The sequence below is a fragment of the Novipirellula aureliae genome (genome assembly GCF_007860185.1).
GTDB classification, from domain to species: Bacteria; Planctomycetota; Planctomycetia; order Pirellulales; family Pirellulaceae; genus Novipirellula_A; species Novipirellula_A aureliae.
In genome coordinates, this window is sequence record NZ_SJPY01000007.1 from 364,754 (window position 1) to 391,207 (window position 26,454).

Here is a 26,454-nt window from a genome sequence, read left to right on the forward strand (position 1 = left end):
TTATCCCATCAAGACGTTATTGGGTTCGACCTTCATTGCTTTCCAAATGCCCAGCAAACTAGAAAGCAACGAGATCACGAGTACGACAACAGCCAACTGAATCAAATCGGGATTCGATAAAACGACACGCCGAGGAAAGAACGGAAACAAGCGACTGCCAACGCTATAGGCAATCACGTAACCTAAACTGCCCATCAATAACGCTTGCTGAAAAATCATCCCAAGAATCACGCGATTGGGCGCTCCGATCAATTTCAGCAGCGCGATCGCATGCAGTTTATCGAGAGTCAATGTATAGATAATCAATGCCATAATGATGCCCGCGATGATGGTCAACAAAACTCGGAACATTCCCAACTGACGACGTGCCTTGTCGACCATGCCTTGGATCAGCAGTTCTTCTTGCCCTGCAGTGGTGTAGACCGACACATCCTGCCATCCCTCGATAACGGATTGCACTTCGGTCGGGTCGGCATAAGGTTTTAACTTGACGATGACAGCACTTAGCATCGGAGCCGCAACCGCTGGCAGTTGAGAGCCTGGCAATGCCAGTTGGTCAGTCAATTGAGGCTGCCGCAAGAAAACCTCATTCGTTTCTCCACGATGGTCTCGCGCAGCGCGTTCAAGTCGAATCGCCTCAGGTGGCGAATCAAACTGAATTGACTGGGAATCGAGAACGGTCGTGAAGGCCATTCCGTCACCACCGGTGCTGACCATCCCCTTGGTAAGTCCAACGATCGTGTACTCATCTTTCCCCAACGGAATGACTTCACCGACGTCCAATCCAAGGCTTTTGTCAGCAATCATCTCGAAGTGGTTCTGTTCTAACGGTCTGCCTTCGACCAATTTCAACCAGTCGCCGTTGTCGTCTGGCCAACTTAGCCCCAAAATCGACATGCGAAGTAGTTTTTCGTCCCTCCTTCGCTGAATGGTGTGGAATACAAACTCGCGAGCGGATTCGACACCTGGCACAGCGGCAGCTCGATAAACCAGCGTTGTCGGAACCCGTGAAATCTCAGCAAACGGTCCCCGTGTATCTTGCTGAACAATCCATAAATCAGCCCCGATGCTATCGACAAGCAGAGTGGCATCCTCTAGCAATCCACGATAGATGCCGGCCATTCCCATGACGATCATTAGCAACATACCGATGCCGAATGTGGTCAGTGAAAAACGTCCAAAATTCTTGTAGATGTCTTTGATTGCGAGGTTCATTGTGTTACGACCCGTCGCCCTTGGATGCTTGATTTGCCCGCCACTGCAGGAGTCACAACTTCATCTCCAACCGCTAACCCCGAAGTGACTTGCACTTTTCCACGCCCCTTCATCCCCAGTTGGATAGGTTGCCAGCGTGCGTGTTCGTTTTGCAAAGTAAAGACGCCAGGTTTACCATCCTGCAACCGAACAAAATTGGCGGGTAACACGACGGCTTTCTCAGCACGGTCAGTTTCAATATAAACCTCAGCTCGTTGACCAACGGCCCAATTCTCGGGCATCTCAAGCACACGCACATCCACAGTGAACTGCCGTGTTTCGCGATCCGTTTGCTTTCCCAATCGGGCCACTTGCCCGGTAAAATCCGCATCGGCGTCGGAACGGAACACGACTCTGGCGGGCTGGTCCGGTTGCAAACCGCTCATCTCTGTCTCGTCTACCCACGCCGAAATCCAAAGCTCATCGAGCGAAATCAGACTCAGGACAGGCGTGCCGGGAACCACGATCGAACCTGCATCACGCAATCGCTCGACAATCAATCCGTCAAAAGGTGCGACAATGCGTGAATCGGTCAAACGAGCCTGATTGTATTTCAAAGACTGCTTTGCCAATTGTACTTGCTGTTTCGCCTCTTCCAGGCTTGCCTCCGCTTTGGCGATTCCCGACTTGGCGACATCGAACGCTTCACGAGCGACATCAAACTCGGCTTGGCTGGTCGCCCGAGATTTAAGCAATGACTTTGCGCGTTCAAAGTCGGCATTGGATTGATCAAACACGGACGCGGCTTGCTGATTTTCTGCTACAAATCGTTTCACCGAAGCTTCCGCCGTTGCAACGGTCGCTTCCGCCATTTTGACTTGCTGTTGCAGGTCCTCGTCATCCAATCGCACCAGCAGTTCTCCCGAGGCAACGGTTTGTCCTTGATCGACGAGTACCTCCGCAATGCGTCCCGAGATTTTGGGACTGATTGTTGTCTTGACGCGGGCCTCGAGTGTTCCCGTTCCCATGACTTCTTCGACGATGGTGTCTTGCTCGACGGTGTGGGAGGAAACTGCCACGGGGATTGTTTGGAAGTAGTAAACCGCATAGCCGATCAGCGCAATGACGCCGAGCAGTTTGGCGAGGTTTAGGAGGCGTTGGGTTCTCATGCGACGTGTGCTCGATATCTTTCGCTGGTTCTTTGAAAGGCAAACTGGATTCAATGGCGTATTCGGCAAATGAAGCAGGCGATGCCGTAAAGCGTTGTTAGTTGCGACCACCTTCTTGCTGGCTCGCTCTTTATCGGCAATGCGTATTTGGCAGTTTAGCCAAATACGCAGAAAAGGTCAAGTCGCTTATTTGCTGGGGATTGCACCCTTTTTCGCTATCCGACGAAAAAACTGCGAATCGACTAAACTGCTATATCTGCCTAGCCGAATATAAGCTAAGCTCGCACAATGCTTCGCCCATAAGCGAATTTGGCTTTCCCTGCCTCGCTGTCCACTCAGGCGAACATCACCTCACCCTTTAGAAGGAGTTTGAAATGAAATTGAGTCACTGGCGAATCCAACGCATCGTCATTGCCGCATCCATGGCGGGTGCGTTTTTGTTTGCCCACAGCAGCCCAGGTCACGCCCAGCAGCTGACGGCAACCTCGGCGGTTTCCCAAAGTGCAGGGAATGATGCCGTGCAGGAAGCCGCTCGCAATGGAAAGTACCTGTTCGTCTTTTTCTACAAACAGGACGATCAGCAAACCCAGTCGATGCAGCGAGTGTTCCAAGATGCCACCGGCAAGATGTCGGACCATGCTGACACGGTCGCGATCCAAATCACAGATCCGCAGAACGCGGCGATCGTAAAGGAGTATGGCGTCAGTCGTGCACCAATGCCGTTGGTTTTGGCGATTGCCCCCAACGGTGCGGTGACGAAAGCTCTGCCGGTGAACTTTAACGAGCAACAGCTACGCGAAGCCGTGGTCAGCACGGGCACTGCGTCGTGCTTGAAGGCGCTCCAGGATCGCAAGGTAGTTCTGCTATGCGTGAAGATGACCGACGAACCGAAGGCGTTTCAAGGCGTGCGTGACTTGTCGGTCGATCCCCAATTCGCTGAATCGTCGCAGATCGTCAACGTCAATGCTGCCGATCCGTCCGAAGCGAACTTCTTGCAATCGTTGAAGGTCGATACAAAAGCCAACAAGGCTGTCACGGTCGTCTTGACTCCGCCAGGTCAACCCGTTGCGACTTTCCAAGAGAACGCAACGAAAGATGAAATCGTCCAGCAACTGACGAAGTTAAGTTCCTCGTCCTGTTGCCCTGGCGGAACGTGTGCCCCAGGCCAGCCGTGTGGCCCCGCGAAATAACGCTAGTTACCTGACTGCCGTATCGGTGGCATCCTGCCGCCGTGAGAAAAACGCTACAAAAACGGCGGCAGGATGCCGCTGATACTGAAATCAAATGGAATTGAAAAAGGAAACCCACCCATGAACCTTAAAACCCTAGTCTGGCGAGAGCTGTTCGAGCGAAAGAGCCAGATGATTACGATCTTCGTCGGTATCCTACTGGGAATCACGACGGTGGTTGCGATCAAAAACGTCAGTCACTTCTCAGAGATGGCCGTTGCCCGAGAGCTAGACAGCTTGGGCGCGAACGTGCTTGTGCTGCCGAAGTCCGTGACGCTTCAGGATTACTATTCAGCGGACATGCACAGCGAGACGATTCCAGAGGAATACGCGCTGCGGTTGACCATGTCCGAACTTGAAGGCGTTGACAATCTTTCCCCCAAACTGTGCGTTCCGGTCGATTTGGAAGGCCGCCAGTTTACGCTAACCGGGATTCTGCCCAAAAGCGAATTTCAGGCCAAGGCGGCGTGGGCTGGGGCGGGGATTTTCTCAAGGCCGATCGGTTGTGGTGCGATTGACCTTGGCACGACACCAGAGGCGGAGGAAATCGACGACAGTGAGGACAAGAAGACGTTGGTCCGCAAGCGTGTGATTGACGACTTGGGAACCGATGAAGCACTCGTTGGTGCGGATACGGCCGCGATTCTCGATTTGGAAGAAGGCCAAACCCTCAAGCTGATGGACAAGGAATTCTCCATCGTCGCTGTGTTACCAGAAACGGGGACGGTTGATGACTCGCGGATCTTTGCTCACTTGCACACCGTTCAGGAGATGTCCAACAAAGACGCTGTCGTCAGTTGCATCGAGATTGTCGGCTGCTGCAAGGAAATCGCTGCGGGGTTGGTCGAAAACGTCAACAAGCTGTTGCCCGATGCAAAAGTGGTCACGGTGACTCAGGTCGTCGCCACTCAAGCGAAGGTGAACGGGATGATGGAGAAGCTGTCGCTGATTTTCGTTCTGATCATCGTCTTTGTCGGTGGAGCGGGGATTGCAAACTATATGCTCGCCAATGTTCATGAGCGTCGCCGCGAGATCGGCACGTTAATGTCCCTTGGGGCCGAATCAACGTTAATTCTACGCGTCTTTTTGCTTAAGGCGTTTCTACTCGGAATGGCTGGCGGAGTGGGCGGTTTTGTAATCGGCACGGTATTGGCGATCACGTTGGGGCCGCGACTCGCTGGCGTTCCTGTTTTTCCGATGCCGGTACTGGCCTTGTGGGCCATTGGCATTTCCGTTGGTATCACTTTGGCTGCTAGCTTCTTTCCCGCTCGTCGTGCCGCCAAGCTCGACCCAGTCACTTCATTTCAGGAGGTTTGAATCATGTTGTGCATGAAGAATGTAACGAAGACTTACCAATTGCGTCGCCAGACGGTTGTCGCATTGGACGACGCAACTTTGGAGATCCCGCAAGGCGATTTCGTTTCCTTGATCGGGCCAAGCGGCAGTGGCAAGAGTACTTTGTTGGTGATGCTCGGTGGTATGCTCTCACCAACATCCGGACGAGTGCAACTCAATGGTGAGTCAATGTATGACTTGACTCCGAATGGCCGGGCACGGCTTCGTCGGGCGAATGTCGGATTTGTCTTCCAGACGTTCAACCTGATCTCGTACCTAACCGCTCAAGAGAATGTTCAGATCCCATTGTTCTTGTCGGGACATAGCGAAAACGATCAGCGTGAACGGGCGGCGATGCTTCTTGAGCGAGTTGGCTTGGGTGACCGGATGGACCACAAGCCATGCGAACTGAGCGTTGGGCAGCAACAGCGTGTTGCTTTGGCGCGAATGTTAGCCAACGACCCAGCGGTCATCTTGGCTGATGAGCCAACCGGGAATTTGGACCCTGAAACGAGCGACCAAATCATCGGTTTCTTCGAGGAGTTTAATCAAGAAGGAAAGACGATTGTGATGGTCACACACGACCCCGTTGCTGCGGAGCGAGCGAAGCGTGTTCTGAAGATACGAAATGGCAAGGTGGTCGATGACCGTGCCTCGGTTCGGGCGTGCGACGCGGCGTAGCTGAGTGGTGTTCATTGAGTACCGGCGGCATCTCGCCGCCGGAAGCGGAGTTGTTTTACGCCAAACCGAAGGCGTAGCGGAATCTCACAAAACGCGGTCGCCTTCGGCTTGGCGTTCAACAACAAGACGAGCTAGCAAACTTGGCCATCGCAAAACCTGTCAAATGAAAGCACGAGAAATAATTTGGCTTTCATTCGCGATTTCTGTTGTTGACAGTTTTCGATTAGCCCGATATCGTTTATCGTAGATGAACGATATTGGAGTTCGGAAAGATGCAAAAGACGAGCAAGAAACGATGCGATTCAAGCCCGGTGAAGCTGAAAGCAGATCCGACGGCGGAGGATTTCGCGGCATTGGCTTGGGCGATCGCTCATCCGGCTCGTGTGCAGATCGTGCGGTTACTGATCGGCCGCGAAGCTTGTGTTTGTGGCGAGATCGTGGACCAATTGCCGCTGGCTCAATCGACCGTCTCACAGCACTTGAAAATCCTCAAAGAGTCGGGCCTGGTCGAGGGGGAAGTCGATGGACCGAAGGTTTGTTATTGCATCAACCCCGAGCGGCTTGAGCAACTGAAAGCGTTCGTGGCGAAACTGTAGCGACGACGGAGACACAAAATGAAAGACACGAAAATGAATCAACCCGACACTTGCCCGACTGATGAAAAAGGCATCGGATTCTTTGAACGTTACCTGACCGTTTGGGTCGGGCTGTGCATCGTTGCCGGTATTTTGCTCGGCAAAATCGCCCCAGGAATCGCTAAGTCACTCGATGGAATGGCGATTTATGTCAATGATGCGCCAGTGATTTCGATTCCGATCGCGATCTGCCTGTTCTTTATGATGTATCCGATCATGGTCAAAATTGACTTCGGCGAAGTCGTGAAGGCTGGCAAGGCGATTCGGCCCGTCGGGCTGACCCTGTTTATCAACTGGGCGATCAAGCCTTTCACCATGTACGCGATCGCCAGTTTCTTTCTTGGCACTCTCTTCCTTGGTTTCATCGGCCCCGACGCAGTCGATTACGTGAAGGCTCCGTTGGGAAGCAATCTTGAGGTGGGGGCGACTTATGGTGCAGGCGAAGTGGTGCTGGTCGAAGGAGTGAAGATGCTCGAGGTTCCGCTGTGGCGAAGCTACTTGGCTGGTTGCATTTTGCTCGGCATCGCTCCTTGCACTGCGATGGTCTTGGTATGGGGATTCTTGGCAAAGGGTAACGACGGACACACGCTCGTCATGGTCGCGATCAATTCGCTGACGATGCTTGTTCTTTACGGAGTCTTGGGTGGATTCCTACTCGGAGTCGGCCAACTTCCCGTCCCGTGGCAAGCGTTACTGTTGTCGATCGGCGTCTACGTGGCACTACCGCTCTTGGCTGGCTACGTTTCTCGCAAATGGCTAATCGCTACCAAGGGTGAGTCTTGGTTCCATGAAAAATTCTTGCATTTCCTGACGCCTGTCACGATCACTGCGCTACTGGCGACGCTTGTCCTGTTGTTTTCATTCAAGGGTGAAACCATCGTTGAAAACCCACTGACGATTCTGTGGATCGCGATTCCGTTGACGATTCAGACGTTGGTGATCTTTGCACTCGGTTATGGAATTAGCAAAGCGATGGGATTCACTTACGAGTCCGCTGCACCGACCGCGATGATTGGCGCGTCGAATCACTTTGAAGTGGCGATCGCAACGGCCACGATGTTGTACGGATTGTCATCGGGGGCGGCACTAGCGACTGTCGTCGGCGTGTTGATCGAAGTGCCATTGATGCTGGGCTTGGTCAAGTTTTGTCTCAAAACGAAAGATTGGTTTCCAGCCGAGTCTTCAGACAATGGCGAGTTGCAAGAACCTAGTTTGGTGTCCAACTAGAATGGTGTCTAATGAATCACGTAGAACACGAAGATTGTTTTGGAAATATTTTCCCTAGACGCATCCGAGCAGGAGAGCAACAGGGCAAGGTGTTTTCGTTGCGTATCGACGCGCCAGCAGGAATATGGCAAGGATCGCACTCCAAAACGCTGTCTCAGCGAATGATTAGTCCTCTTCAAAACGGAGAACACGAAATGACCAAAGTTCAGATTTACGACAAAGCCATGTGCTGCTCGACCGGCGTTTGCGGGCCGCAAGTTGATCCCGTCTTGCCAAAGTTTTCCGCTGATCTCGATTGGCTGAAAGCGCAAGGCCACGACGTTGTTCGTTTCAACCTGGCTCAAGACCCGACCGAGTTCGTCAAGAACGCGACCGTGCAAAAAATGCTCGCTGACGAAGGCGTCGAGTGCCTGCCATTGGTAATCGTCGACGATCGTGTGGTCAGTCGCAGCGAGTACCCATCACGGGGAAATTTGGCAATGTGGGCCGGCACTGCAGTCAAACCAAGAGCGACCCTGCCGATGGCGTCCGACTCGGGATGCTGTGGTGGCGACACGGGTTGCTGCTGATTCGATTTGCTTGCACACCAGGAGACTTGCGATGAAATTCTTAGAAACGCCGACGCGGAACTTGTTCTTCACCGGCAAAGGTGGAGTCGGCAAAACTTCGATGGCCTGCGCGATTGCGGTTCAACTGGCTGATCGCGGTTTGCGAGTATTGCTCGTTTCGACCGATCCGGCATCGAACCTTGACGAAGTGCTCCGAACGCCGCTGGCGAGTCACCCGACGCCGATAGAATCGGTGCCAAACTTGTTGGCGATGAACCTTGATCCCGAGGCGGCGGCTAAAGAGTATCGCGAACGGATGGTCGGCCCCTATCGTGGCGTCTTGCCTGACGCGGCGGTCGCAAGCATGGAAGAACAATTCTCAGGTTCTTGTACGCTAGAGATTGCCGCGTTCGATGAGTTCGCAAAATTGCTGGGCGACAAAGAAGCAACGTCGCAGTTCGATCACGTTGTTTTTGATACAGCCCCCACTGGTCACACGTTGCGTTTGTTGACGCTGCCGTCGGCTTGGTCGGGATACATCGAGAACAACACGACGGGTACGTCCTGTCTCGGGCCGCTTGCTGGCTTGCAGGCTCAGACATTGATCTACAAACAAACCGTCGATGCATTGGCAGACGGCGACTGCACGACGTTGGTGCTGGTCACACGCCCCGAACCGTCGGCGTTTCGTGAAGCTGCCCGGACGAGTAGTGAGTTGCAAGAGCTGGGCGTTCACAATCAGCACTTGATCGTCAACGGCGTTTTCAAGAACCAGACGCCGACCGATGAAATTGCAACGGCGATGCAGCGTCGGGGTGACGAGGCAGTCGCGTCGATGCCCGAAACGATCGCGGGCCTCGATCGCACTTCGGTCCCTCTAGCGTCCGGCGGATTGATGGGCGTTGATTCGCTTCGTCGTGTCGGGCAAGCCGAGTTGAAAATTCAATCTCCCACACTTCCTACTCCCCATCTCCCAGACTATCCCAATGGCCTTGGCTCTTTGGTTGATGAGCTGTCTGCGGTTGGCCATGGTGTGATCTTGGCGATGGGCAAGGGGGGTGTTGGCAAAACGACGGTCGCGGCTTCGGTTGCGGTGGCGTTAGCCGAACGTGGCTTTGACGTTCACCTTTCGACCACCGATCCGGCGGCTCATGTTTCCGCGACAATCGCAGCCGACGAACTGCCCGGTTTGTCCGTGGGGCGAATTGACCCGGCCAAAGAGACTGCCGACTACACCGCCGAAGTAATGCAAACGGCGGGGAGAGATTTGGACGCGCCGGGGAAAGCCTTGCTCGAAGAGGATTTGCGTTCGCCATGCACCGAAGAAATTGCGGTGTTCCGTGCGTTCGCCAAAGCGGTCTCGAAAGGCGAAAACGGGTTCGTCGTTCTTGACACGGCACCGACAGGACACACGATTTTGTTACTCGACTCGGCCTTGGCATATCATCGCGAAGTGACTCGGCAAGCGAGCCAAATGCCCGAGTCGGTTGAACAGTTGTTGCCGCGATTGCGTGACCCCGATTTCACGCGAGTCTTGGTGGTGACGTTGCCCGAAGCGACTCCCGTTCACGAAGCCGCACGATTGCAACAAGACCTACGGCGAGCGGAGATTGAACCGTTCGCGTGGGTCATCAACCAAAGTCTCGTCCCGTTGGCAGTGACTGATCCGACACTGCGTCAGCGGCAACAACACGAGTTGCCGTTCATCGAAGAAGTCAAATCGACACATGCAAGTCGCGTTGCGTTGGTTCCTTGGCAAAGCGAACCGCCAACCGGACTCGCAGGATTACGCCGCATCGTTGCGGCGGAGTCATCGCTTACTCAATAACGAACATCGATTTGCCCAAGGACCAAAACAAATGACGAAAAAGAATGTTCTGTTTCTCTGCATCGGAAATTCATGCCGTAGCCAAATGGCCGAAGGATGGGCGAGACACTTTCACGGCGATACCATCGAAGCGTACTCAGCGGGCATCGAGGCTCACGGAATGAATCCTAATGCGATGCAGGTGATGAAGGAGGCCGGCGTGGACATCTCGAACCAGTCGTCGAAACTGGCGAGTTCGCTCACGGACGTCCCACTCGATCTGGTCATCACCGTGTGCGGTCACGCAGATGAGAACTGTCCGGCCTTTCTTACGAAAGCCAAGCTCGTCCACGTCGGCTTCGACGATCCGCCCAAACTCGCCAAGGAAGCCGCCAGCGAGGAAGAAGCACTCGATTGCTATCGCCGCGTACGCGACGAGGTTCGTTTGTTCGTTGAGAAAGAACTGCCGAAGTTGCTGTAGTGATGCTGCTTGCGATCGAGCAGGATTCAGCCCTTTGGATTCGTTGACGGCACACCACGAAGAAACGCCCGCGGCAGATTGCTCCACCGCTGGCGTTTTGCGTTTAATGAACTAGGCGACGACTTTCGTGACGACACCCGAACCGACGGTTTTGCCGCCTTCTCGGATGGCGAAGTGGTCGCCATCGCTGATCTCCAGGAACAACACCTTCGGAAGACTTGACCGAGTATTAGAAACGGTGCTTCATAGGTCGATTTGAGTGAGTGAGCCTTTGATATGTGCTCCGATTCGGCAATTTGCAACGCCATTTTCAAGATCAGCGCAGAACGATAGCCAGCTAAGGTTCGAGATGCTTCGTTTTTAGGTCCACAGGCTAGGCCGCGGAGCTGGGCGATAGGTTCAGTTAGGGACTAGGTTCAGTTAGGGACAGAGCATTTCAGTTAGGGACAGAGCATGATTCTGGCGGAGAGTCAGTTAGGGACAGAGCATTTCAGTTAGGGACAGAGCATGATTCTGGCGGATTTGCCTTTTCCCTAACCGAGGTTCAGTTAGGGACAGAGCATGATTCTGGCGGATTTGCCTTTTCCCTAACCGAGGTATACGATTCCTGGTGATTCTGCTGATGCTTTTCTCTCGGGAGGTGTGTGATGGTTCGGTTGGCACGTAGCGAAGTGTTTGATCCGCATGAGGTCGTTATCGCCCATCTGTACAATCGGACCTGCCGACGCTGTTTCCTGATGGGAAATGACCAAGTGTCCGGCAAAAACTTCGACCACCGGAAAATCTGGATCGAAAAGTATCTGCAACAGTTTGCAGAATTTTTCTCTTTAGATTTGCTAGCTTTTTCCATACTAGACAACCACCTCCACTTGATCCTAAGATCGCGGCCCGATCTGGTGGCGACCTGGAGCGATAAAGAGGTGGCTCGGCGCTGGTTGATGCTCTGTCCACACCGCCGCAAATCCGACGGGTCGCCTTTGCCCCCAAGCGAGACAGAACTCAAATCGATCGCTGGTTGTCCAATCAAATGCCAAGAAATCCGCGAGCGGCTGAGCAGTTTCAGTTGGTGGATGCGGCTGTTGTGCCAACGCGTTGCGATGCGAGCGAATCGCGAGGAACAGGAGTCGGGCCGGTTCTTCCAAGATCGCTACCGTGCAACTCGATTGACGGACGAAGCATCCCTGCTGGCCTGTGCCGCTTACGTGGATTTGAACCTGATTCGTGCCGCGATGGCGGAAACGCTGGAGCAGAGCGATCATACGTCGGTGCAAAAACGAATCGAGGCGATGAAAAGTGAGTCACCAAGCGAAAACAAGCCGGATGCTTTCTTGGCACCTCTGTCGATCGATGAGCAGCTTGATCCCGTAGGTCCCTGTGCTAGCGACAGCGGCAAGCGTTGTAGTGATAAAGGCTTCTTACCGATTTCGCTCGTGGATTACTTGAAGCTACTCGATTGGACGGCTCGGCAGGTGGCGCCGGGCAAACGCGGAGTGACGCCTTCGGCCGCACCACCGATTTTGGTTCGGTTGGGACTCGAGCAAGCGACTTGGTGCGAACTGGTGAAGGACTTTGGGAAATTGTTCTGCAGCATTGCTGGACGCCCCGAGAGTGTCGATTCGATGCGTTGTCACCGCACGCACCGCCGCTACCATCTCCGCCGCCGCGCCCGCGAGCTATTGACGCTCCCGGACTGAGTGCCCCTTCTTCGATTTCCCTCCTTTTCGTGACGCTCTTTGAGCTGCCCCCAGGATGAAGGTACGCACCCAATACGGCCATTCCGAGGAAAAAAGCCTATCTCACTGGCTTACACACACGCTATTTGACGATCCGGTGCAATAGCAAAGCAAAAATCCTGACATAGTCTGCTCGGGGTGTTACTGCGTCACCTGACATGATGCTCTGTCCCTATGATTTGCTGTGACGCTCTTTGAGCTGCCCCCAGGATGAAGGCACGCACCCAATACGGCCATTCCGAGGGAAAAAGCCTATCTCACTGGCTTGCACACACGCTGTTTGACGATCAGGTGCAATAGCAAAGCAAAAATTACGATATAGTCTGCTCGGGGTGTTACTGCGTCACCTGACATGATGCTCTGTCCCTATGATTTCCTCTCACTGGCTTACACACACGCTATTTGACGATCCGGTGCAATAGCAAAGCAAAAATCCCGACATAGTCTGCTCGGGGTGTTACTGCGTCACCTGACATGATGTCTGTCCCTTAGATTCTGTGCTCGGGGTGTTACTGCGTCACCTGACATGATGCTCTGTCCCTTAGATTCTGCGTCACCTGACATGATGCTCTGTCCCTATGCTCTGTCATACGGCCATTCCGAGGAAAAAGCCTATCTCACTGGCTTGCACACACGCTATTTGACGATCTGGTGCAATAGCAAAGCAAAAATCCCGACATAGTCTGCTCGGGGTGTTACTGCGTCACCTGACATGATGCTCTGTCCCTTAGATTCTGGTCTGCTCGGGGTGTTACTGCGTCACCTGACATGATGCTCTGTCCCTTAGATTCTGACTGCGTCACCTGACATGATGCTCTGTCCCTTATGCGTCACCTGACATGATGCTCTGTCCCTTAGATTTGCTCCTTAGATTTGCTGTACAGAATCGATTAATGACTCCCCGCAAAGCTTCCTCTACCTATCGGATCCGCCACTATCGACCTGCCGATGCCGTGCCGCTGGCGGAACTCTTTTGTGATTGTGTTCACCGAGTCAACTGGCGTGACTACTCCACTGAACAGCTTCAGGCTTGGGCGCCGGCGGAAATAGATCTGGATGCATGGCAAAAAAGATTCAACGATCGAATCGCCATCGTTGTGGAGTCGGGCACGGAGATCGCCGGTTTTGCGGACATGACGCTGGCCGGGCATCTGGACCGACTCTTCGTATCCGCTGATCACCAGCGACGAGGCGTCGGCAAGACGCTTGTCGATGAACTGAAGCTTCGAGCGAGTAATCTGGGGATCGCAGAAATCACGACCGAGGCCAGCATCACGGCAAAACCTTTCTTCGCCGCTCAAGGTTTTACGGTTGTTCGCGAACAAAGTGTTTTGTGTCGGGGGCAATATCTGACAAATTACCGTATGCGATCCCAGGTTGAAATCAAAATCAATTCCCCGTTGTGATGAAAATACCTTAACAGCTTTGTGGGGTGTGCGAAATTGTTTGCCATTAAATAGCGACAAACGTTTCCGGTGTTATTAACCCTCCGTCCCTAAGCCATTCAGATCATGTCAGAATCAGAGATGCGTGAAGTCTATCGGGCTGCTGATGACAATGAGGCGTATTTGTTATGCAGCGAACTACAAAATGAAGGCATCGAGGCACGTGTTGTTGGGAACCCTATCCGTGGCATCCTCAACCACCTCGACATCGGAGCGACCGCACCGAGGATTCTGGTTCCCCCAGACCGCTATGAGGAAGCCCGCAAAATTGTAGTCGCCCATGAGTCAAGGCAAAAATTGAATTTAGACTCAGCGGAACAATGGGAAGGTGTTCACGGTGGCGAGCTTAATGAACCAACCTTTGACATTTGTTGGCAGTGCCAAACCGAACATGCTTCTCCAGCCGAATGATCGTTATTCATCGTGTTTAATCCTGGCTCGGAATCATTATGTCGGCGAGTGTAGCGATTGCCAGAATCGCCGTGAGCCATCGTCCGCCGATGAAGAGAAACCAACGAACCCAGATTCGATTGTCACCCAGTTGGTCATGATAGTGCTCGATCAAAGATCCGCTATAGTGGTTCATGGAAACAGCAGTACAGCAGCGATCCGCCATTTCTAAACAGGAAGCATGAGGATGACCGACAACGCAAATCCTTACCGACCTCCGAATGAAATAGAACCGCACCAGAGTTGGTGGTCGAAGTTGCGTGGTCGGTTCAGCTCGAAGGGGCCTATTGTCATATCGAGACCGGCTCCAAACTTCGCTGGTGGCGAGGCGATCATCTGTGAAGGAATCGCGTTCTTCGTCAATCTGGAAGAACCGTCCCGGTTATACGCTGCGTCCCCGTCCACGGACACCAGCGACCAACGGATGGACTTTATTCTAGCGGAGGCCATTGGGCAATGCGGTGTTGCCAAAGTATCCGATCAACAGCGCGACTGCATTGGAGCTAGGCCGGAATGGCATGTACTGGAGGAATTCTAAAACGTGAAACATTCTTCCGCCGAGCTTGTCTCGGCGGAGGAAACAAGTGGCGGCCACAAACCGCACGCCGCCCGAAAGAAATTCGCCCCACCCCCACGAATCGCCTCCGGCGATTCGTGGGGGTGAGGCGAGCGTGGGATTTTGCGTTCATGGTAGCTGCCATCTGTTGCTCTGCCCGGACAAGCCGGACGGAAGCAGGCCCCCCTGTGAAACTCACTCCGTTTTTCTTAAGTCCACGCCATTCGAGCTAGGCCGGAGGCCGAAACATCCGCTGCCGGTGGAAATGGATGGGTCAGCCCGCGGAGAGGTGAAACCACCGACCAACCCTTCTCGCTTCTATCGGAACGCATGTAAATTGCATCGACCGGCCAGGTCGTAGCGGAACGAGCGGCTGCGACTACGAACCAAACAGCAAATCCACTACGGGTTGGTCTCTTGGGGGAGAGGTGTTTTGTGCGTAAGATATTGACAGTGGGATGTTCTCCTTCTCCATTCAGGATTCGTTTGCTGTCCACCTGAATCCGCTTTGCTGTTCCATTCAAGAGGCCCGAGTTTGCCAGAGAATACTGATTTTTTATCGTGGCGACGGCTAGCAACGGTGGCGATGATTCTGTTGGGGCTTGGGCTGGTGTTCTATTTTGGAAATCGGACGGTTGAGTCGTACCGACAGGTACGGTTCATCCAAGAACAAGGCTTTGATAGCGGTGACGCTGATCTGGACGCAATTCGACCGTGGATGACGATCCACTTCGTTGCTGCGGCTTATGCGGTGCCGAAGGAGTATATCTACGCCGAGTTGGGAATTGATCCTGATCGCAACCGACGCGATATTGATCTTCGACGTTTGAATGACGATTTGAAGTTGGGACATTCCTCACCGCGATCCGAACTTCCGTTGATAAAACGTCTTCGCAATATCATCCTCGACTATCGTGCCGATCCTGTCGCGACAGGCCTCAGCGAACTGCGTGATTGGATGACGTTGGAGTATGTTGCCAACAGTACAGGAATACCCGCATCAACGATTGTCGATGACCTTGGCTTGGATGACCGGGCACGCGAGCTATCGGCCCCGAACGGTTCCGATCGAAAGATCGAGGTCAACGTCCATCGGCCGCTGTTCGATTTAGCTCGTGATTTGCACTACCCGGGTGGACCGGGTGGGTTAGGTGAAGCGATCGAGCGTGTGATTGCAGAACGATCGGTGGAACCACAATGAGCTTCTCACCCGCCGAACTGAATGAGCATGTCCTCACCTGGATTGTCGCGTATGGGCCACCATTTTTGGGAGCGACACTGTTTCTGTGCGCCGTGGGTGTGCCGCTTCCAGGTACGATTTTCGTTATCGCTGGAGGTGCATTCATGCGACAAGGGGTGATGGATGTCACTTGGACGCCCATTGAAGCGTTCGCCGGTGCGGTACTCGGCGACTTGACGTCCTATGGGATGGGACGATCGATGCGCGTGAGAATTCAGCGACGCTTCAGCGATAGCCCAAAATGGAAACGTGCTGAATCGACCTTTCAAAAACGCGGCGGAGTGGCAATCTACCTAACGCGATGGCTGCTAACGCCGCTCGCGGTTCCGACCAATCTTTTGGCCGGAAGCGGCGGCTACTCGCTGAAACGGTTCATCGCCTTTGATATCGCCGGCGAACTGACGTGGCTTCTAGTCTTTGGTGGACTCGGCTACGGATTCGGCAGCCAATGGGAAGCGATCAGTGATTTGAGTCGCGACTTCACGGGCCTTTTTGTCGGCATCGCAATCTGCATCGCAGGCGTTTATTTATTGGCTCGCATGCGCAAGTGATTCATTCATTGCTTTACGGTTCGGCATGATACTTGATCGACGCAACCCCCGTTCACGGGTAGCGACAATGAGTTGTGCGATGGTCCCGTCGCATTCGCGACGATAACGCTCGAGACCGTTTCCTGAAAAACGACTGGGGCACCCCCCACTGCGAGAAAGAATCTGCTAGGATTTGAGTCGTTGAAAGATACGACTTTTGGGTTCCCTTCGTCACATAGGATGCACTTTCATGAACGCCAGATTCACGATGCAACTTCGAGCCGCAGCGATGGTGCTTTGTCTCACGGGCACTTTCACCTCGCCATTGTATGGCCAAGAAAAGATCGGTAGTGATTACATTCCTAGCGATGCCATGTTGACGGCCGTCTTCAGTGTTCGTGAAACGATGAAGAGCCCGATTGTCGAAATGTATCCGGTCGAAATCGTCGAAGCGATGGGGAAAGAGAACATCGGGGTTCTACCCAGCGAAGTCGATCGCGTCAAAGTCATCGTCGGAGTTCCTGGACCAACACCTCCCATGGTGGCTGTGGTGTTCTCCTTGAATCGCGACCTTGCACTCGGCGACTTGAAGGAAGGATTGATCGATATGGAGGACGCCATCGATATCGATTCAAAGCCGTGTTACCCGCTCGTGGCATCGCCCGACATGATCGTCCACCTCAAGGACTCTCGCACGGTGATCCTGGCTAGTGCGAATTATATGGAGTCGGTATTGGACGCGGGTGAAACCGGATCTACCGATGGAGTCCTTGCACAACTATCCGGTGCAACTCCGCATCGTGGCAATCTATCGGTGCTGTTAGCGGTCGAACCGGTACGTCCGATGGTGAACGGTTTTATCCAGTTTCAGTCTCAGCAAATTCCACCCGAGTTTCGCGACCTTACGAAAATACCCGATCTGCTTGACGCGACACTGATCCAGTTGGACCTTGAGGATAGTGAAGCAGGTTTTCGGGTTGTCATGTTAGCTCGCGATGAGGAATCGAGCGACGAGCTGTTAGCGATTGCCGAAAAATCGATTGAACGGGGGCGGCAAATGGGAGTCGCTGCGATGACCGAAGACATGCAAGGCGATGATGCGGTTACACAAGCATCGCGCCAATACGTTGATCGCATGGCCGACCAAATTACAAGTATTCTAAAACCGATCAAACAAGGTCGCAGACTGACCATTCAAACATCGTCGCAGTACGGAGTTGCCACTCAAGGAATCCTGGTTGGGCTTCTATTGCCCGCGGTCCAAGCCGCTCGCGAAGCTGCTAGGCGAATGTCATCTTCGAATAACATGAAACAATTCGGGTTGGCATTTCACAATTACCACGCCGCTTATGGTCGCCTACCCGGAACCATCCATAGCGAGTCGGGTGAACCGTTACTGAGTTGGCGGGTTCAGATTTTGCCATTCATCGAACAGCAACCGTTGTATTCCCGATTCCATTTGGACGAACCGTGGGACAGTGAGCACAACCGCCAACTGATCTCGCAAATGCCTGAAATCTATGTAGACCCTCGCTTGACATTGGAACCAGGACAAACCGTTTACCAAACGCCCGTTGGCGAGAATACGATCGCTAATCCTGGAGAAACGACGCGATTTCGCGAGATCTTAGATGGATTGTCATACACGATCATGATTGTCGAAACGAACGCAGAAAACGCAGTCGTTTGGACCAAGCCTAGCGACATTGAAATCGACTTGAATGATCCAACGGCATTCATGCGTGGACGACCGGGTGTGCATGCGACGTTGGGGGATGGAGCCGTAAAGTTCCTGACCGAAAACATTGACCCCGAAACGTTCAAGGCACTGCTAACCAAATCAGGCAAAGAGCCAGTGCAGTTTTAGGACGGATAACGAAGTTTCAGAGAGCTACATACGTGGCACGACGTTGATTCCAAGTAGATTCAATCCCAGCCGTAAACAGCGGCCGGTCAAGGCGACGAGTGCCAAACGCAGTGACGCAATCGCTTCGCTTTCCGCTTTTAAGACGTGACAATTGTCATTAAACACGGCATAGGCTTTTGCCGTTTCGTACAAGTAGTCAACCAACGCGTTGGGAGCGTAATCTTGATACACCGTGGCGAGCGATTCTTCCATTCTTAACAAACAAATCGCCAAGGCTCTTTCGGCAGGGTGAGAGAATGAGTCGACCGATTCGGCAATCGATACCACCTCCTCCTCGGATGTTTCTGCACGCCGTAAAATCCCTTGAGTCCGAGCGTAGGAATACTGGACGTAAGCCGACGTATTTCCTTCAAGTGCAACCATTTTGTCAAGACTAAAACGGTAATCGCTCGTCCGATGATGCGATAAGTCGGCGTACTTGATCGCTCCGATTCCGACGACATTGGCTACCTCATCCTGCTCCGTTTCGTTCATCGGCGGATCGAGTTTGGTGATGCGATCGGGGTCACAGACGACTTCACGGGCGCGAGCGATGGCGTCTTGGAGCAAGCCTTCGAGGCCGATCAGCGTGCCGCTTCGCGTTTTCATCGGGCGACCATCTTCGCCGAGCACGGTACCGAAATTGACGTGTACCATTTTGACGTCTTGCATCCCGATCTGCTTAGCGACCGCGAACAATTTGTCGAAATGCTCGCCTTGTCGGGAGTCGACAACATACAAAATCTCGTCGGGGCTAAATTGCTCTCGGCGGTAAGCGAGCGTTGCCAAATCGGTCGTTGCATACAAGAACGCACCATCCTTTTTTCGGACGATCATGGGTGCATCAAATCCGTCCAAAAAGACGCACACGGCACCTTCGCTATCGCGAGCCAACCCGCGTGCTTCCAAGTCCTCGACCACTCCAGCCAACATCGGATGATAAAAACTTTCACCGAGTGTATGGTCGAACGTGACATTGAGTGCGTCGTAGATGCGATTGATCTCGTCTTTGCAATGTGGCAAGAATTGCTCCCACAACTGCAAGTTTTGAGCGTCGCCCTGGTGCAGTTTGACCGTTTCTTCGAGGACAGCCGTATCGACATCGCAATGTTGTTTCGCTTTCGCGGACATTTCCGCGTCTCGGTCGACTGCGGCGATCTTCTCTTCCGCTTCAGTAAGCTGCGACTCCGCCGCTTTGACCCTCCCCTTCGCACTCTCGACACGCTTTTTAGCCTTTTTCGCATCCTTCGGGGCAGCAACCGCATCGGCTGCTGTACAAGCCGATGCGACGTCCGATTTGGCTTGTTCGATCGCCGCTTTTAATTTCGCAATCGATTTCTTAGCCTTTTGATACTCGATCAGTTGATTGACCAATCGATAAAGCTTGGCCAATTCGGGCACTGGGTTCTTGGCGACTTGATCTGGGTCACCAAAGTGTTTGTAGCCGTAGATGATGATGCCAAACTGAGTGCCCCAATCGCCTAGATGATTGTCGGTGATTGTTTCGTGCCCGAGGAATTTTAAGATGCGGGCGAGTGCATCACCGATCACCGTGCTACGGATATGCCCCACGTGCATCGGCTTGGCGACGTTAGGCGAAGAGAAGTCGACAATGATCTTCTTTGTCTCGGTCGCTTTACGGATCAAACAACGCTCGTCGCCGAGCATCCGTCGAAGCTTATCAAGCAAAAACCGATCTCGAAGCTTCAAGTTGATAAAACCGGGACCTGCTATTTCGACTGGTTCGCAGAGGTCGTCGACCGCAAGTTTTTCGACGATCTGAGCAGCCAAGTCACGAGGATTGCCGCCGCCGATTTGTTTCGACAATGGCATCGCACAATTGGCTTGATAGTCGCCAAACTTCGGGTCATTGGTCGATCGGATCATCGACGCATAGGATTGCAAATCGTCGATCGATTGAGTGTTTGGTAGTGAGTCAAGAGCGACCAAGAAGCGGTGGCTAAGCAGTTGAGGAAGGTGCATCGTGCAAGGGGTTGGTTAGGGAGATTTGAATCATTTGGTAAGCCGTTTTGGCGCTAGCGGGCTGTCGATTTAATCGGTTTGACTCGACTTATTGTTTAACGACAAGCCATAGGCGACCGCTTACGGAAAAGCTGACGCCTTCGGCTAAGCGTTAAACGATTAAATCGACAGCCCGCTAGCCATGGGCCGTTCGAAACGAGGTGTTGAGATGTCGTCTTGTTTCGTTGGTTTCGTTGGTTTCGTCGATTTCTTGGCATTGTATTCAGCCGTAAGCCGTAATAAGTCACGAAGCGACGTCCGAGAGCAGCCCGGGACGTCAGTTGGGGGGGAGTGCCTCCTGCCGCTGCTTTGCGACGGGTAAACGAAAACAGAAACGGCACAAATTCACCCCACAAGCCAAAATTCTGAACCGCTCAACCCCAGCCACAATTTCACCACCCAAGAACCGGGGCTATCCCCCGAACGGGCACTATCCCTCGACACCCTTCACCCCGAGTTCATCAAGGGGGATCCGTTTGCCGTCGGCCCACAAGGTCTCTAAGTCGTAGTACTCGCGAGTGTCTTCGTCGAACAAATGAACCACGACGCTGCCGTAATCGAGCACGATCCAGCGGCTTTCTTGGTAGCCTTCGATGCCCATTCGGCGATCACCCATTTCTTTTTCCAAAACATCGTCGATCTGTTCGCTGATCGCATGCAATTGCCGGCGGCTCGAACCGGTTGCCAAGACAAACAGGTCAAACTCTGCGGTCTGGCCACAAATGTCCAACACCATCACATCTTCCCCCTTATTGTCGAGGGCGACCTGCGCGGCAGCAGCAGCCAATTTGCGGCTGTATTCGGTACCTTGATGCCGGATCGCACGGCTAGCGGTCACCATCGGATCCTTTACCGCAGCGGGTTTGGGAGTATCTGGCTTGGTTTCAGCAGCGGTCGATGGAGACATATCTTGCTCGTTGGTTTGTTCAGTCATATAGACAGTTTACTCGATTTATAAAGACTGTCACGCCCTTAAAAATCCTTAATCATTCGGCTGATCGCTTTGAATTCAGGATGCTCCGCCGAACCGAGCCATTCAAACAGCAGCGATTCTGCGGAAATGACCGTCGCCCCGGCCATTGTCATTCGCTCAATCGCAATTTTCTCGTCCAATTCGCCGCGTGATGCGATCGCGTCGGCGACGACAAAAACGTAAAAACCTTCTGCAATCAGATCGAAAACCGTTTGCAGAACACAGACGTGCGCCTCAATGCCACAAACGACAATTTGGTCGCGTGCTTGGTTCGCCCACCGGTCGATCGCTTTGCGACAAACCGCAGAGCTGAACGCTAGTTTTTCTTCGGGCACCTCCGTCAACTCACCAATCCGTGGAACCAATTGGCCAAGACCTTTGGGATACTGAACGGTTGCGGCGAAGGGAACTTCCAATCGCTTCGCCGCTTCGATCAATCGGCGAGTCTGCTTCACAACCGCTTCGCCGGCTGGAATCACTGGCACAAGCTTTTCTTGCAAATCGACGATCAACAAGCCACATCGAGCCGCGGAGACTCGCAGAGGTGATTCGATGTGTGGCATTAGGATTTGTCCCCGCTTGAAGATTTTGGCTTTGTCTCCGCTTTGGCGGGCGACTTTGTTTCGGAAGCTTTCGATTCCGTCTTCTTTGAATCCCCGCCCTTCGACTCACTGGCCGATTTCTTATCCGCCTTCGCTGCTTTTTTGTAGCCCTCGCTGCGATAATCGGTTTGATAAAATCCACTGCCCTTGAACATGATCGCGGCACCGGTGCCGAACAATCGTTTCAGTTTGTTTTTACCACAGGCAGGACACTTTTTTAGGACAGGATCATTGATCCCCTGAAAAAGTTCCATCGCATGGTTGCACGCTTCGCACTCGTAATCGTAAGTTGGCATGGCTTTGCCTCGAGGAATAAAAAGGACAGGAATGTGGTTGGAGTCAGGCGTTCGCCGATTCACGCCAGGGCTTTGTCAGGACTTGATTTTTAGGCTTGGCAAAACAGTGGCTGGGGCATTTTGCCCCCATAAGCTGCGGCTGGAAGCCACAGCCACCAAAGATTCTTGCCCTCATTCTTCGTTGTGACAAAGCACGAGTTGGAATCGAGGCTTTTGCCTAGCGTCTGGGGACACAATGGTAGGAGGCTCGCGCCTCCCCAAGTACCGTAGAGGAGGCAGGAGCCTCCTGTCTTCACGCAACAAGGCAGGAGCCTTGTGACGAGTGGATTCCGAAAATCTTGCTTCGGGTAATCTTAGGATCCGCTGCTGACCACCACTTGGCTCGGCCGTATGACACGATCGTGTAGCTGGTAACCAACGGATGCAACATGCGAAATGGCACCTTCGGGGAACTCGTCACTCGGCATTTGCGAAATCGCTTCATGAACGTTGGGATCGAATGTTTCCCCTTCGGTCGGGATGGGATGAACGTTGTACTTCGCCAACGTATCGTCCCATTGCTTAATCACCATCGCAACACCATCGAGGAGCCCTTGGAGATCGCTCGTCTTTTGAGCCGCTTCGGTCGCCCGGTTCAAGTTGTCACGCACGGCAAGCAAATCGTTGATCAAGGGCAGTGATGCGAAACGCATTTGATCTTCGAAGTCCTTGCGCAAACGTTTGCGAAAATTTTCCGCTTCCGCTTGAGCTTGTAACACGCGTTTCTCAGCGGACTCCGACGACGCTCTTAGTCGCTCGATCTCTTCATCTCGCGTTTCGCCATGCACCGCATCCTTCGCCGCTTGATCGTCAGCTAACGAGTCCTTGTCAGTGTCCGAATCAAAATGCTCGCCTGAAGGCTCAGGTAAATCATCGTGCTGAAAGGTTTCCGGTTCGTTATTTTGGTTGTCATTCATTTTTGATTTTCTCTATGTGATCTTTCGTAGCATAGGCTTCTAGCCTGTTACACCAAGACGAAACGATTTTTTGCCAGGCTAGAAGCCTATCGCACTTTGACGTTTAAGTTTGTGGAGTCTCATCGGGTTCAAAAAACGTTTTCAGCTTTTCTAAAAAAGTCTTGCGATGAGGTAGTACCGATTCGCGTTCCATTTCCGCTAGTGACCTCAACAATTTTTCTTGATCGGCAGACAACTTCTTAGGCACCTCTATGAAAACCTGGACCAACAAATCACCGGGGCGACCACCTCGTGGGTCAGCGATCCCTTCTCCCTTCAAAGTAAACACTTCGCCCGTCTGCGTTCCTGCCTCAACCCGCAACGTGTTGGGGCCGTCCAACGTCGGGACTTCGATATCTGCACCGAGTGCCGCTTGGGTGTACGAGATCGGTAGCTGCAAAACGAGATGATTGCCTTCGCGTTTGAACAAAGCGTGAGGCAGGACGGAAATAAAACAATAGCAATCGCCTGGTGGTCCCCCATCGGGACTTGCTTCGCCCTCGTTTTGGAGTCGCACTCGCATACCATCATCGACTCCAGCGGGAATTTCGACGGTCAACTCCGCCTTCTCTTGCTGCAGCCCCGACCCTTGGCAATCACCGCATTTCTGACTGATTTGTTGGCCGCTACCGTGGCAATGAGGACAAGCGGTTTGGACCCGTAGGATCCCCGCCGATTGGATCACTTGCCCTTGTCCGCCGCACGTTGCACAGGTTTCCGGTTGACTACCTGGTGCAGCACCGCTGCCGGAACACGTTCCACAGCGTACCCGCCGACGGAACGAAACCTCTTTGCTAACCCCACGAGCAGCCTCTTCGAGCGTAAGCGTCACATTGCAGCGGATATCGGCACCTCGCCGTGATCGCCGGCGTCCGCCACCGCGACCACCACCGCCACCGAACATATTGCCAAACACACCACCGCCGAACAGATCACCAAATGCTTCAAAGATATCTTCGACATCGTTGAATTGATGAGCCGCTCCGTCGACACCTGCATGGCCAAATCGGTCATACCGCTCACGTTTCTCTTGGTCGCTTAGAATCTCATACGCTTCGGAAGCTTCTTTAAACTTCGCAACCGCATCTTCGTCGTTACGGTTTGAGTCGGGATGAAACTTGATCGCCAATTTTCGATAAGCGCGATCGATTTCGCCTTTGCCCGCCGTCCGCGTGACTTGTAAGACTTCGTAGTAGTCGCGTTTTTCAGCCATGTCGTCTTGAATGGTATTCGGAACCGGATTGTAAAAACGGGTCGCACACCAACGTTTCGATGGCGACGACCCGTTCGATAATTACCTTCGAATCTGGGGGGATCCTTCAAAGGAGTCGCTTAGGAAACGACACCTTCCACAGGCAAGCGTTCCTTGTCTTCGTCATCAAAGTTTGTGACGAGAGCTTCGGTCGTAAGCAGAAGACCCGAGATGCTTCCAGCATGGGCAAGTGCGGTGCGGACAACCTTCACAGGATCCATGACACCAGCGTTCATCATGTCAACGTACTCACCCGTGTTGGCGTTGTAGCCATTCGTACCGGTTTGCTGAGACACGGTGTCGACGACCACGCTGCCGTCGATGCCGCAGTTATCTGCAATTTGTCGCATCGGAGCATCGAGAGCGCGAAGCACGATATCGACGCCGATCTTCTCGTCGCCCTTCGCCTTTTTCTTCGCCTCAGCAACGGCCTCACGGCAACGCACAAGTGCAACACCACCGCCGGGAAGGATTCCTTCTTCGACAGCAGCGCGAGTCGCATGAAGGGCGTCCTCAAGCCGAGCCTTGGTTTGCTTCATTTCGGCTTCGGTTTCGGCACCGACGCTGATCACAGCAACGCCGCCGGAAAGCTTGGCCAAACGCTCTTGATACTTCTCGCGATCGTACTCGCTATCGGTTTGCTCGATTTGGGCACGGATTTGATTGACTCGCTTGTCGATCTCCTCGCGGCTACCGCTACCTTCAACGATCGTCGTGCTACCCTTGTCGACCGAAACCTTCTTGGCGCGGCCAAGTTGTTCAAGCGTGACGTTTTCTAGTTGAATACCAAGATCATCGCTAATCAACGTTCCGCCCGTTAGCACGGCGATGTCACCAAGCATCGCTTTGCGACGATCACCAAACCCAGGGGCCTTCACCGCACACACATTCAGCGTGCCACGCAGCTTGTTGACCACCAACAGCGTCAAGGCTTCGGCGTCGACGTCTTCAGCGATAATCAGCAACGGCTGACTCGTTTGTGCCGATTTTTCAAGCAGCGGCACAAGGTCGCGAATGTTGCTGATCTTCTTTTCATAGAGCAGCACCAACGCGTTTTCCAAGTTCGCTTCCATCGTGCTCGGATCGTTGATGAAATAGGGCGAGATATAGCCCTTGTCGAACTGCATCCCGTCGACATATTCGACTTCGGTTTTACGGCTCTTGCCTTCTTCGACGGTGATCACGCCATCCTTGCCAACCTTCTCAAGTGCATCCGCGAGAAGGTCACCAATTTCGCGGTCATTGTTGGCGCTGATTGCACCCACGTTTGCGATTTGATCTTTGTTCTCAACGGGCTTGCCCATCTCGATCAGCTTTGCGGATGCGGCCTGAACCGCCTTGTCGATTCCACGACGTACGGCAGCAGGGTTGCTACCGGCGACAATGTTCCGCAAGCCCTCCTTGAAGATAGCACGAGCCAAAACGGTGGCAGTCGTGGTCCCATCCCCAGCGACATCGCTGGTCTTCTGAGCCACTTCCATCACCAACTTTGCACCCATATTCTCGAAAGGGTCTTCGAGTTCGACCTCTTTTGCGACCGTCACACCATCTTTGGTGACTGTCGGCCCACCGAATGACTTGTCGATAATCACGTTACGACCGGTTGGCCCCATGGTTACAGCAACCGCTTTGGCCAACTTTTCGACACCCGCCAACATGCGGGCGCGAGCGTGGTCGTCGAATAACAATTGTTTTGCCACGACTGAATTCCTATTTTGCTGGGTTTTGTAGATGTTTCACGCGGCCGATGGCCGCCAAAGCCGAGCTACGGAAGCTCGGAAAATAATAATGATTTTCCGAAGTCGACCTCAATGGAGTCGACAACGAAAAAAGCCTAAAGAACCTTTGCCAAGATATCGCTTTCGCGAAGGATCTTCATCTCGCGGCCGTCCACTTCGATATCGCTTCCGCCATATCGACCGTAGATCACCGTGTCGCCAACGGTGACGGTCAACTCGCCACGGTTGCCACTGTCAAGCATCTTGCCAGGGCCGACAGCAACCACGGTACCGCGAAGCGGCTTTTCGCGTGCTGCATCGGGAAGCAAAATGCCGCCTGCGGTCATCTCTTCGGCTTCGTTTGGCTCGACAACAACTCGGTCATCCAACGGACGTAAACTTAACTTTGCCATGTTTGTAATTCTTATAG

At 53.3% G+C, this 26,454-nt stretch carries 28 protein-coding genes; 16 read left to right on the forward strand and 12 right to left on the reverse strand.

Annotated elements, in window-relative coordinates; translation table 11 throughout:
- Both Q31b_RS21485 and Q31b_RS21490 read right to left on the reverse strand, forming a co-directional pair.
- Positions 1-1,215: an ABC transporter permease gene (locus Q31b_RS21485; protein ID WP_146601710.1), complete on the reverse strand. Its 1,215-nt coding sequence runs from the start codon at positions 1,213-1,215 to the stop codon at positions 1-3.
- Entirely contained in the window at positions 1,212-2,363 is a 1,152-nt protein-coding gene (locus Q31b_RS21490; protein WP_146601711.1) for an efflux RND transporter periplasmic adaptor subunit, read from the reverse strand. Before Q31b_RS21490 ends, Q31b_RS21485 begins: the two co-directional genes overlap by 4 nt.
- 374 nt (positions 2,364-2,737) lie before the next feature.
- Between Q31b_RS21490 and Q31b_RS21495 the strand changes: the two genes are divergently transcribed.
- From Q31b_RS21495 to Q31b_RS21530, 8 genes are all read left to right on the forward strand, one after another.
- Positions 2,738-3,553 carry a hypothetical protein gene (locus Q31b_RS21495; RefSeq protein WP_146601712.1) on the forward strand — a complete coding sequence of 272 codons (816 nt, stop codon included), beginning with the start codon at positions 2,738-2,740 and terminating at the stop codon, positions 3,551-3,553.
- Positions 3,554-3,673: 120 nt separating this feature from the next.
- Entirely contained in the window at positions 3,674-4,909 is a 1,236-nt protein-coding gene (locus tag Q31b_RS21500; protein ID WP_146601713.1) for an ABC transporter permease, read from the forward strand.
- A 3-nt stretch (positions 4,910-4,912) separates the two neighbouring features.
- Entirely contained in the window at positions 4,913-5,608 is a 696-nt protein-coding gene (locus Q31b_RS21505; RefSeq protein ID WP_146601714.1) for an ABC transporter ATP-binding protein, read from the forward strand.
- 272 nt (positions 5,609-5,880) lie between these two features.
- The gene (locus Q31b_RS21510) at positions 5,881-6,204 is read left to right on the forward strand and encodes an ArsR/SmtB family transcription factor (protein WP_146601715.1); all 324 of its coding nucleotides are present in this window, start codon (positions 5,881-5,883) and stop codon (positions 6,202-6,204) included.
- A gap of 18 nt (positions 6,205-6,222) precedes the next feature.
- Positions 6,223-7,470 (forward strand): ACR3 family arsenite efflux transporter, encoded by a 1,248-nt coding sequence (gene arsB / locus Q31b_RS21515; RefSeq protein ID WP_390622341.1) that lies wholly within the window; start codon positions 6,223-6,225, stop codon positions 7,468-7,470.
- Positions 7,471-7,664: 194 nt separating this feature from the next.
- Positions 7,665-8,039, forward strand: coding sequence for an arsenite efflux transporter metallochaperone ArsD (gene arsD, locus Q31b_RS21520; RefSeq protein WP_146601716.1), 375 nt, complete (start codon positions 7,665-7,667; stop codon positions 8,037-8,039).
- Positions 8,040-8,070: 31 nt separating this feature from the next.
- Positions 8,071-9,846: an arsenical pump-driving ATPase gene (gene arsA, locus Q31b_RS21525; RefSeq protein WP_146601717.1), complete on the forward strand. Its 1,776-nt coding sequence runs from the start codon at positions 8,071-8,073 to the stop codon at positions 9,844-9,846.
- Between the two features lie 31 nt (positions 9,847-9,877).
- A complete protein-coding gene (locus Q31b_RS21530) occupies positions 9,878-10,306 on the forward strand; it encodes an arsenate reductase ArsC (protein ID WP_146601718.1) in 429 nt (142 codons plus the stop codon).
- A gap of 111 nt (positions 10,307-10,417) precedes the next feature.
- Here Q31b_RS21530 and Q31b_RS21535 read toward each other — a convergent pair whose 3' ends face one another.
- Entirely contained in the window at positions 10,418-10,513 is a 96-nt protein-coding gene (locus Q31b_RS21535; RefSeq protein WP_231617742.1) for an EF-Tu C-terminal domain-related protein, read from the reverse strand.
- Positions 10,514-10,953: 440 nt separating this feature from the next.
- On the opposite strand from Q31b_RS21535, the gene Q31b_RS21540 reads away from it, so the two are divergent.
- From Q31b_RS21540 to Q31b_RS21550, 3 genes are all read left to right on the forward strand, one after another.
- Positions 10,954-12,000, forward strand: a complete 1,047-nt coding sequence (locus Q31b_RS21540; RefSeq protein ID WP_146601719.1) for a hypothetical protein — start codon at positions 10,954-10,956, stop codon at positions 11,998-12,000.
- Between the two features lie 932 nt (positions 12,001-12,932).
- The gene (locus Q31b_RS21545) at positions 12,933-13,445 is read left to right on the forward strand and encodes a GNAT family N-acetyltransferase (protein ID WP_146601720.1); all 513 of its coding nucleotides are present in this window, start codon (positions 12,933-12,935) and stop codon (positions 13,443-13,445) included.
- A 105-nt stretch (positions 13,446-13,550) separates the two neighbouring features.
- Positions 13,551-13,895, forward strand: a complete 345-nt coding sequence (locus Q31b_RS21550) for a putative signal transducing protein (RefSeq protein WP_146601721.1) — start codon at positions 13,551-13,553, stop codon at positions 13,893-13,895.
- Positions 13,896-13,911: 16 nt separating this feature from the next.
- Here the strand turns inward: Q31b_RS21550 and Q31b_RS28545 are convergent, their stop codons facing one another.
- Positions 13,912-14,070, reverse strand: a complete 159-nt coding sequence (locus tag Q31b_RS28545) for a hypothetical protein (RefSeq protein ID WP_197172003.1) — start codon at positions 14,068-14,070, stop codon at positions 13,912-13,914.
- 51 nt (positions 14,071-14,121) lie between these two features.
- Here Q31b_RS28545 and Q31b_RS21555 point away from each other — a divergent pair, with 51 nt between their 5' ends.
- From Q31b_RS21555 to Q31b_RS21570, 5 genes are all read left to right on the forward strand, one after another.
- On the forward strand, positions 14,122-14,472 hold the full coding sequence (locus Q31b_RS21555) for a hypothetical protein (RefSeq protein ID WP_146601722.1): 351 nt from the start codon (positions 14,122-14,124) through the stop codon (positions 14,470-14,472).
- A 3-nt stretch (positions 14,473-14,475) separates the two neighbouring features.
- The gene (locus tag Q31b_RS29400) at positions 14,476-14,598 is read left to right on the forward strand and encodes a hypothetical protein (protein WP_261343875.1); all 123 of its coding nucleotides are present in this window, start codon (positions 14,476-14,478) and stop codon (positions 14,596-14,598) included.
- 427 nt (positions 14,599-15,025) lie between these two features.
- Positions 15,026-15,691 carry a hypothetical protein gene (locus Q31b_RS21560; protein ID WP_146601723.1) on the forward strand — a complete coding sequence of 222 codons (666 nt, stop codon included), beginning with the start codon at positions 15,026-15,028 and terminating at the stop codon, positions 15,689-15,691.
- On the forward strand, positions 15,688-16,281 hold the full coding sequence (locus tag Q31b_RS21565; RefSeq protein WP_146601724.1) for a DedA family protein: 594 nt from the start codon (positions 15,688-15,690) through the stop codon (positions 16,279-16,281). The genes Q31b_RS21560 and Q31b_RS21565 overlap by 4 nt, the downstream gene beginning before the upstream one ends.
- A 229-nt stretch (positions 16,282-16,510) precedes the next feature.
- On the forward strand, positions 16,511-18,127 hold the full coding sequence (locus tag Q31b_RS21570; protein ID WP_146601725.1) for a DUF1559 domain-containing protein: 1,617 nt from the start codon (positions 16,511-16,513) through the stop codon (positions 18,125-18,127).
- 24 nt (positions 18,128-18,151) lie between these two features.
- Here the strand turns inward: Q31b_RS21570 and argS are convergent, their stop codons facing one another.
- From argS to Q31b_RS21610, 8 genes are all read right to left on the reverse strand, one after another.
- Positions 18,152-20,149, reverse strand: a complete 1,998-nt coding sequence (gene argS, locus Q31b_RS21575; protein ID WP_146601726.1) for an arginine--tRNA ligase — start codon at positions 20,147-20,149, stop codon at positions 18,152-18,154.
- A gap of 469 nt (positions 20,150-20,618) precedes the next feature.
- A complete protein-coding gene (gene rsfS, locus Q31b_RS21580) occupies positions 20,619-21,122 on the reverse strand; it encodes a ribosome silencing factor (protein WP_231617743.1) in 504 nt (167 codons plus the stop codon).
- Between the two features lie 38 nt (positions 21,123-21,160).
- Complete coding sequence (locus Q31b_RS21585; RefSeq protein WP_146601727.1) at positions 21,161-21,724, reverse strand: isochorismatase family protein; 564 nt, start codon at positions 21,722-21,724, stop codon at positions 21,161-21,163.
- Positions 21,724-22,059 (reverse strand): FmdB family zinc ribbon protein, encoded by a 336-nt coding sequence (locus tag Q31b_RS21590; protein ID WP_146601728.1) that lies wholly within the window; start codon positions 22,057-22,059, stop codon positions 21,724-21,726. Before Q31b_RS21590 ends, Q31b_RS21585 begins: the two co-directional genes overlap by 1 nt.
- 353 nt (positions 22,060-22,412) lie before the next feature.
- On the reverse strand, positions 22,413-23,015 hold the full coding sequence (gene grpE, locus Q31b_RS21595) for a nucleotide exchange factor GrpE (RefSeq protein WP_146601729.1): 603 nt from the start codon (positions 23,013-23,015) through the stop codon (positions 22,413-22,415).
- A gap of 103 nt (positions 23,016-23,118) precedes the next feature.
- On the reverse strand, positions 23,119-24,267 hold the full coding sequence (gene dnaJ, locus Q31b_RS21600; RefSeq protein ID WP_146601730.1) for a molecular chaperone DnaJ: 1,149 nt from the start codon (positions 24,265-24,267) through the stop codon (positions 23,119-23,121).
- 119 nt (positions 24,268-24,386) lie between these two features.
- Positions 24,387-26,006, reverse strand: a complete 1,620-nt coding sequence (gene groL, locus Q31b_RS21605; protein WP_146601731.1) for a chaperonin GroEL — start codon at positions 26,004-26,006, stop codon at positions 24,387-24,389.
- A gap of 134 nt (positions 26,007-26,140) precedes the next feature.
- Positions 26,141-26,437, reverse strand: a complete 297-nt coding sequence (locus Q31b_RS21610; protein WP_146601732.1) for a co-chaperone GroES — start codon at positions 26,435-26,437, stop codon at positions 26,141-26,143.
- Positions 26,438-26,454: the final 17 nt, after the last annotated feature.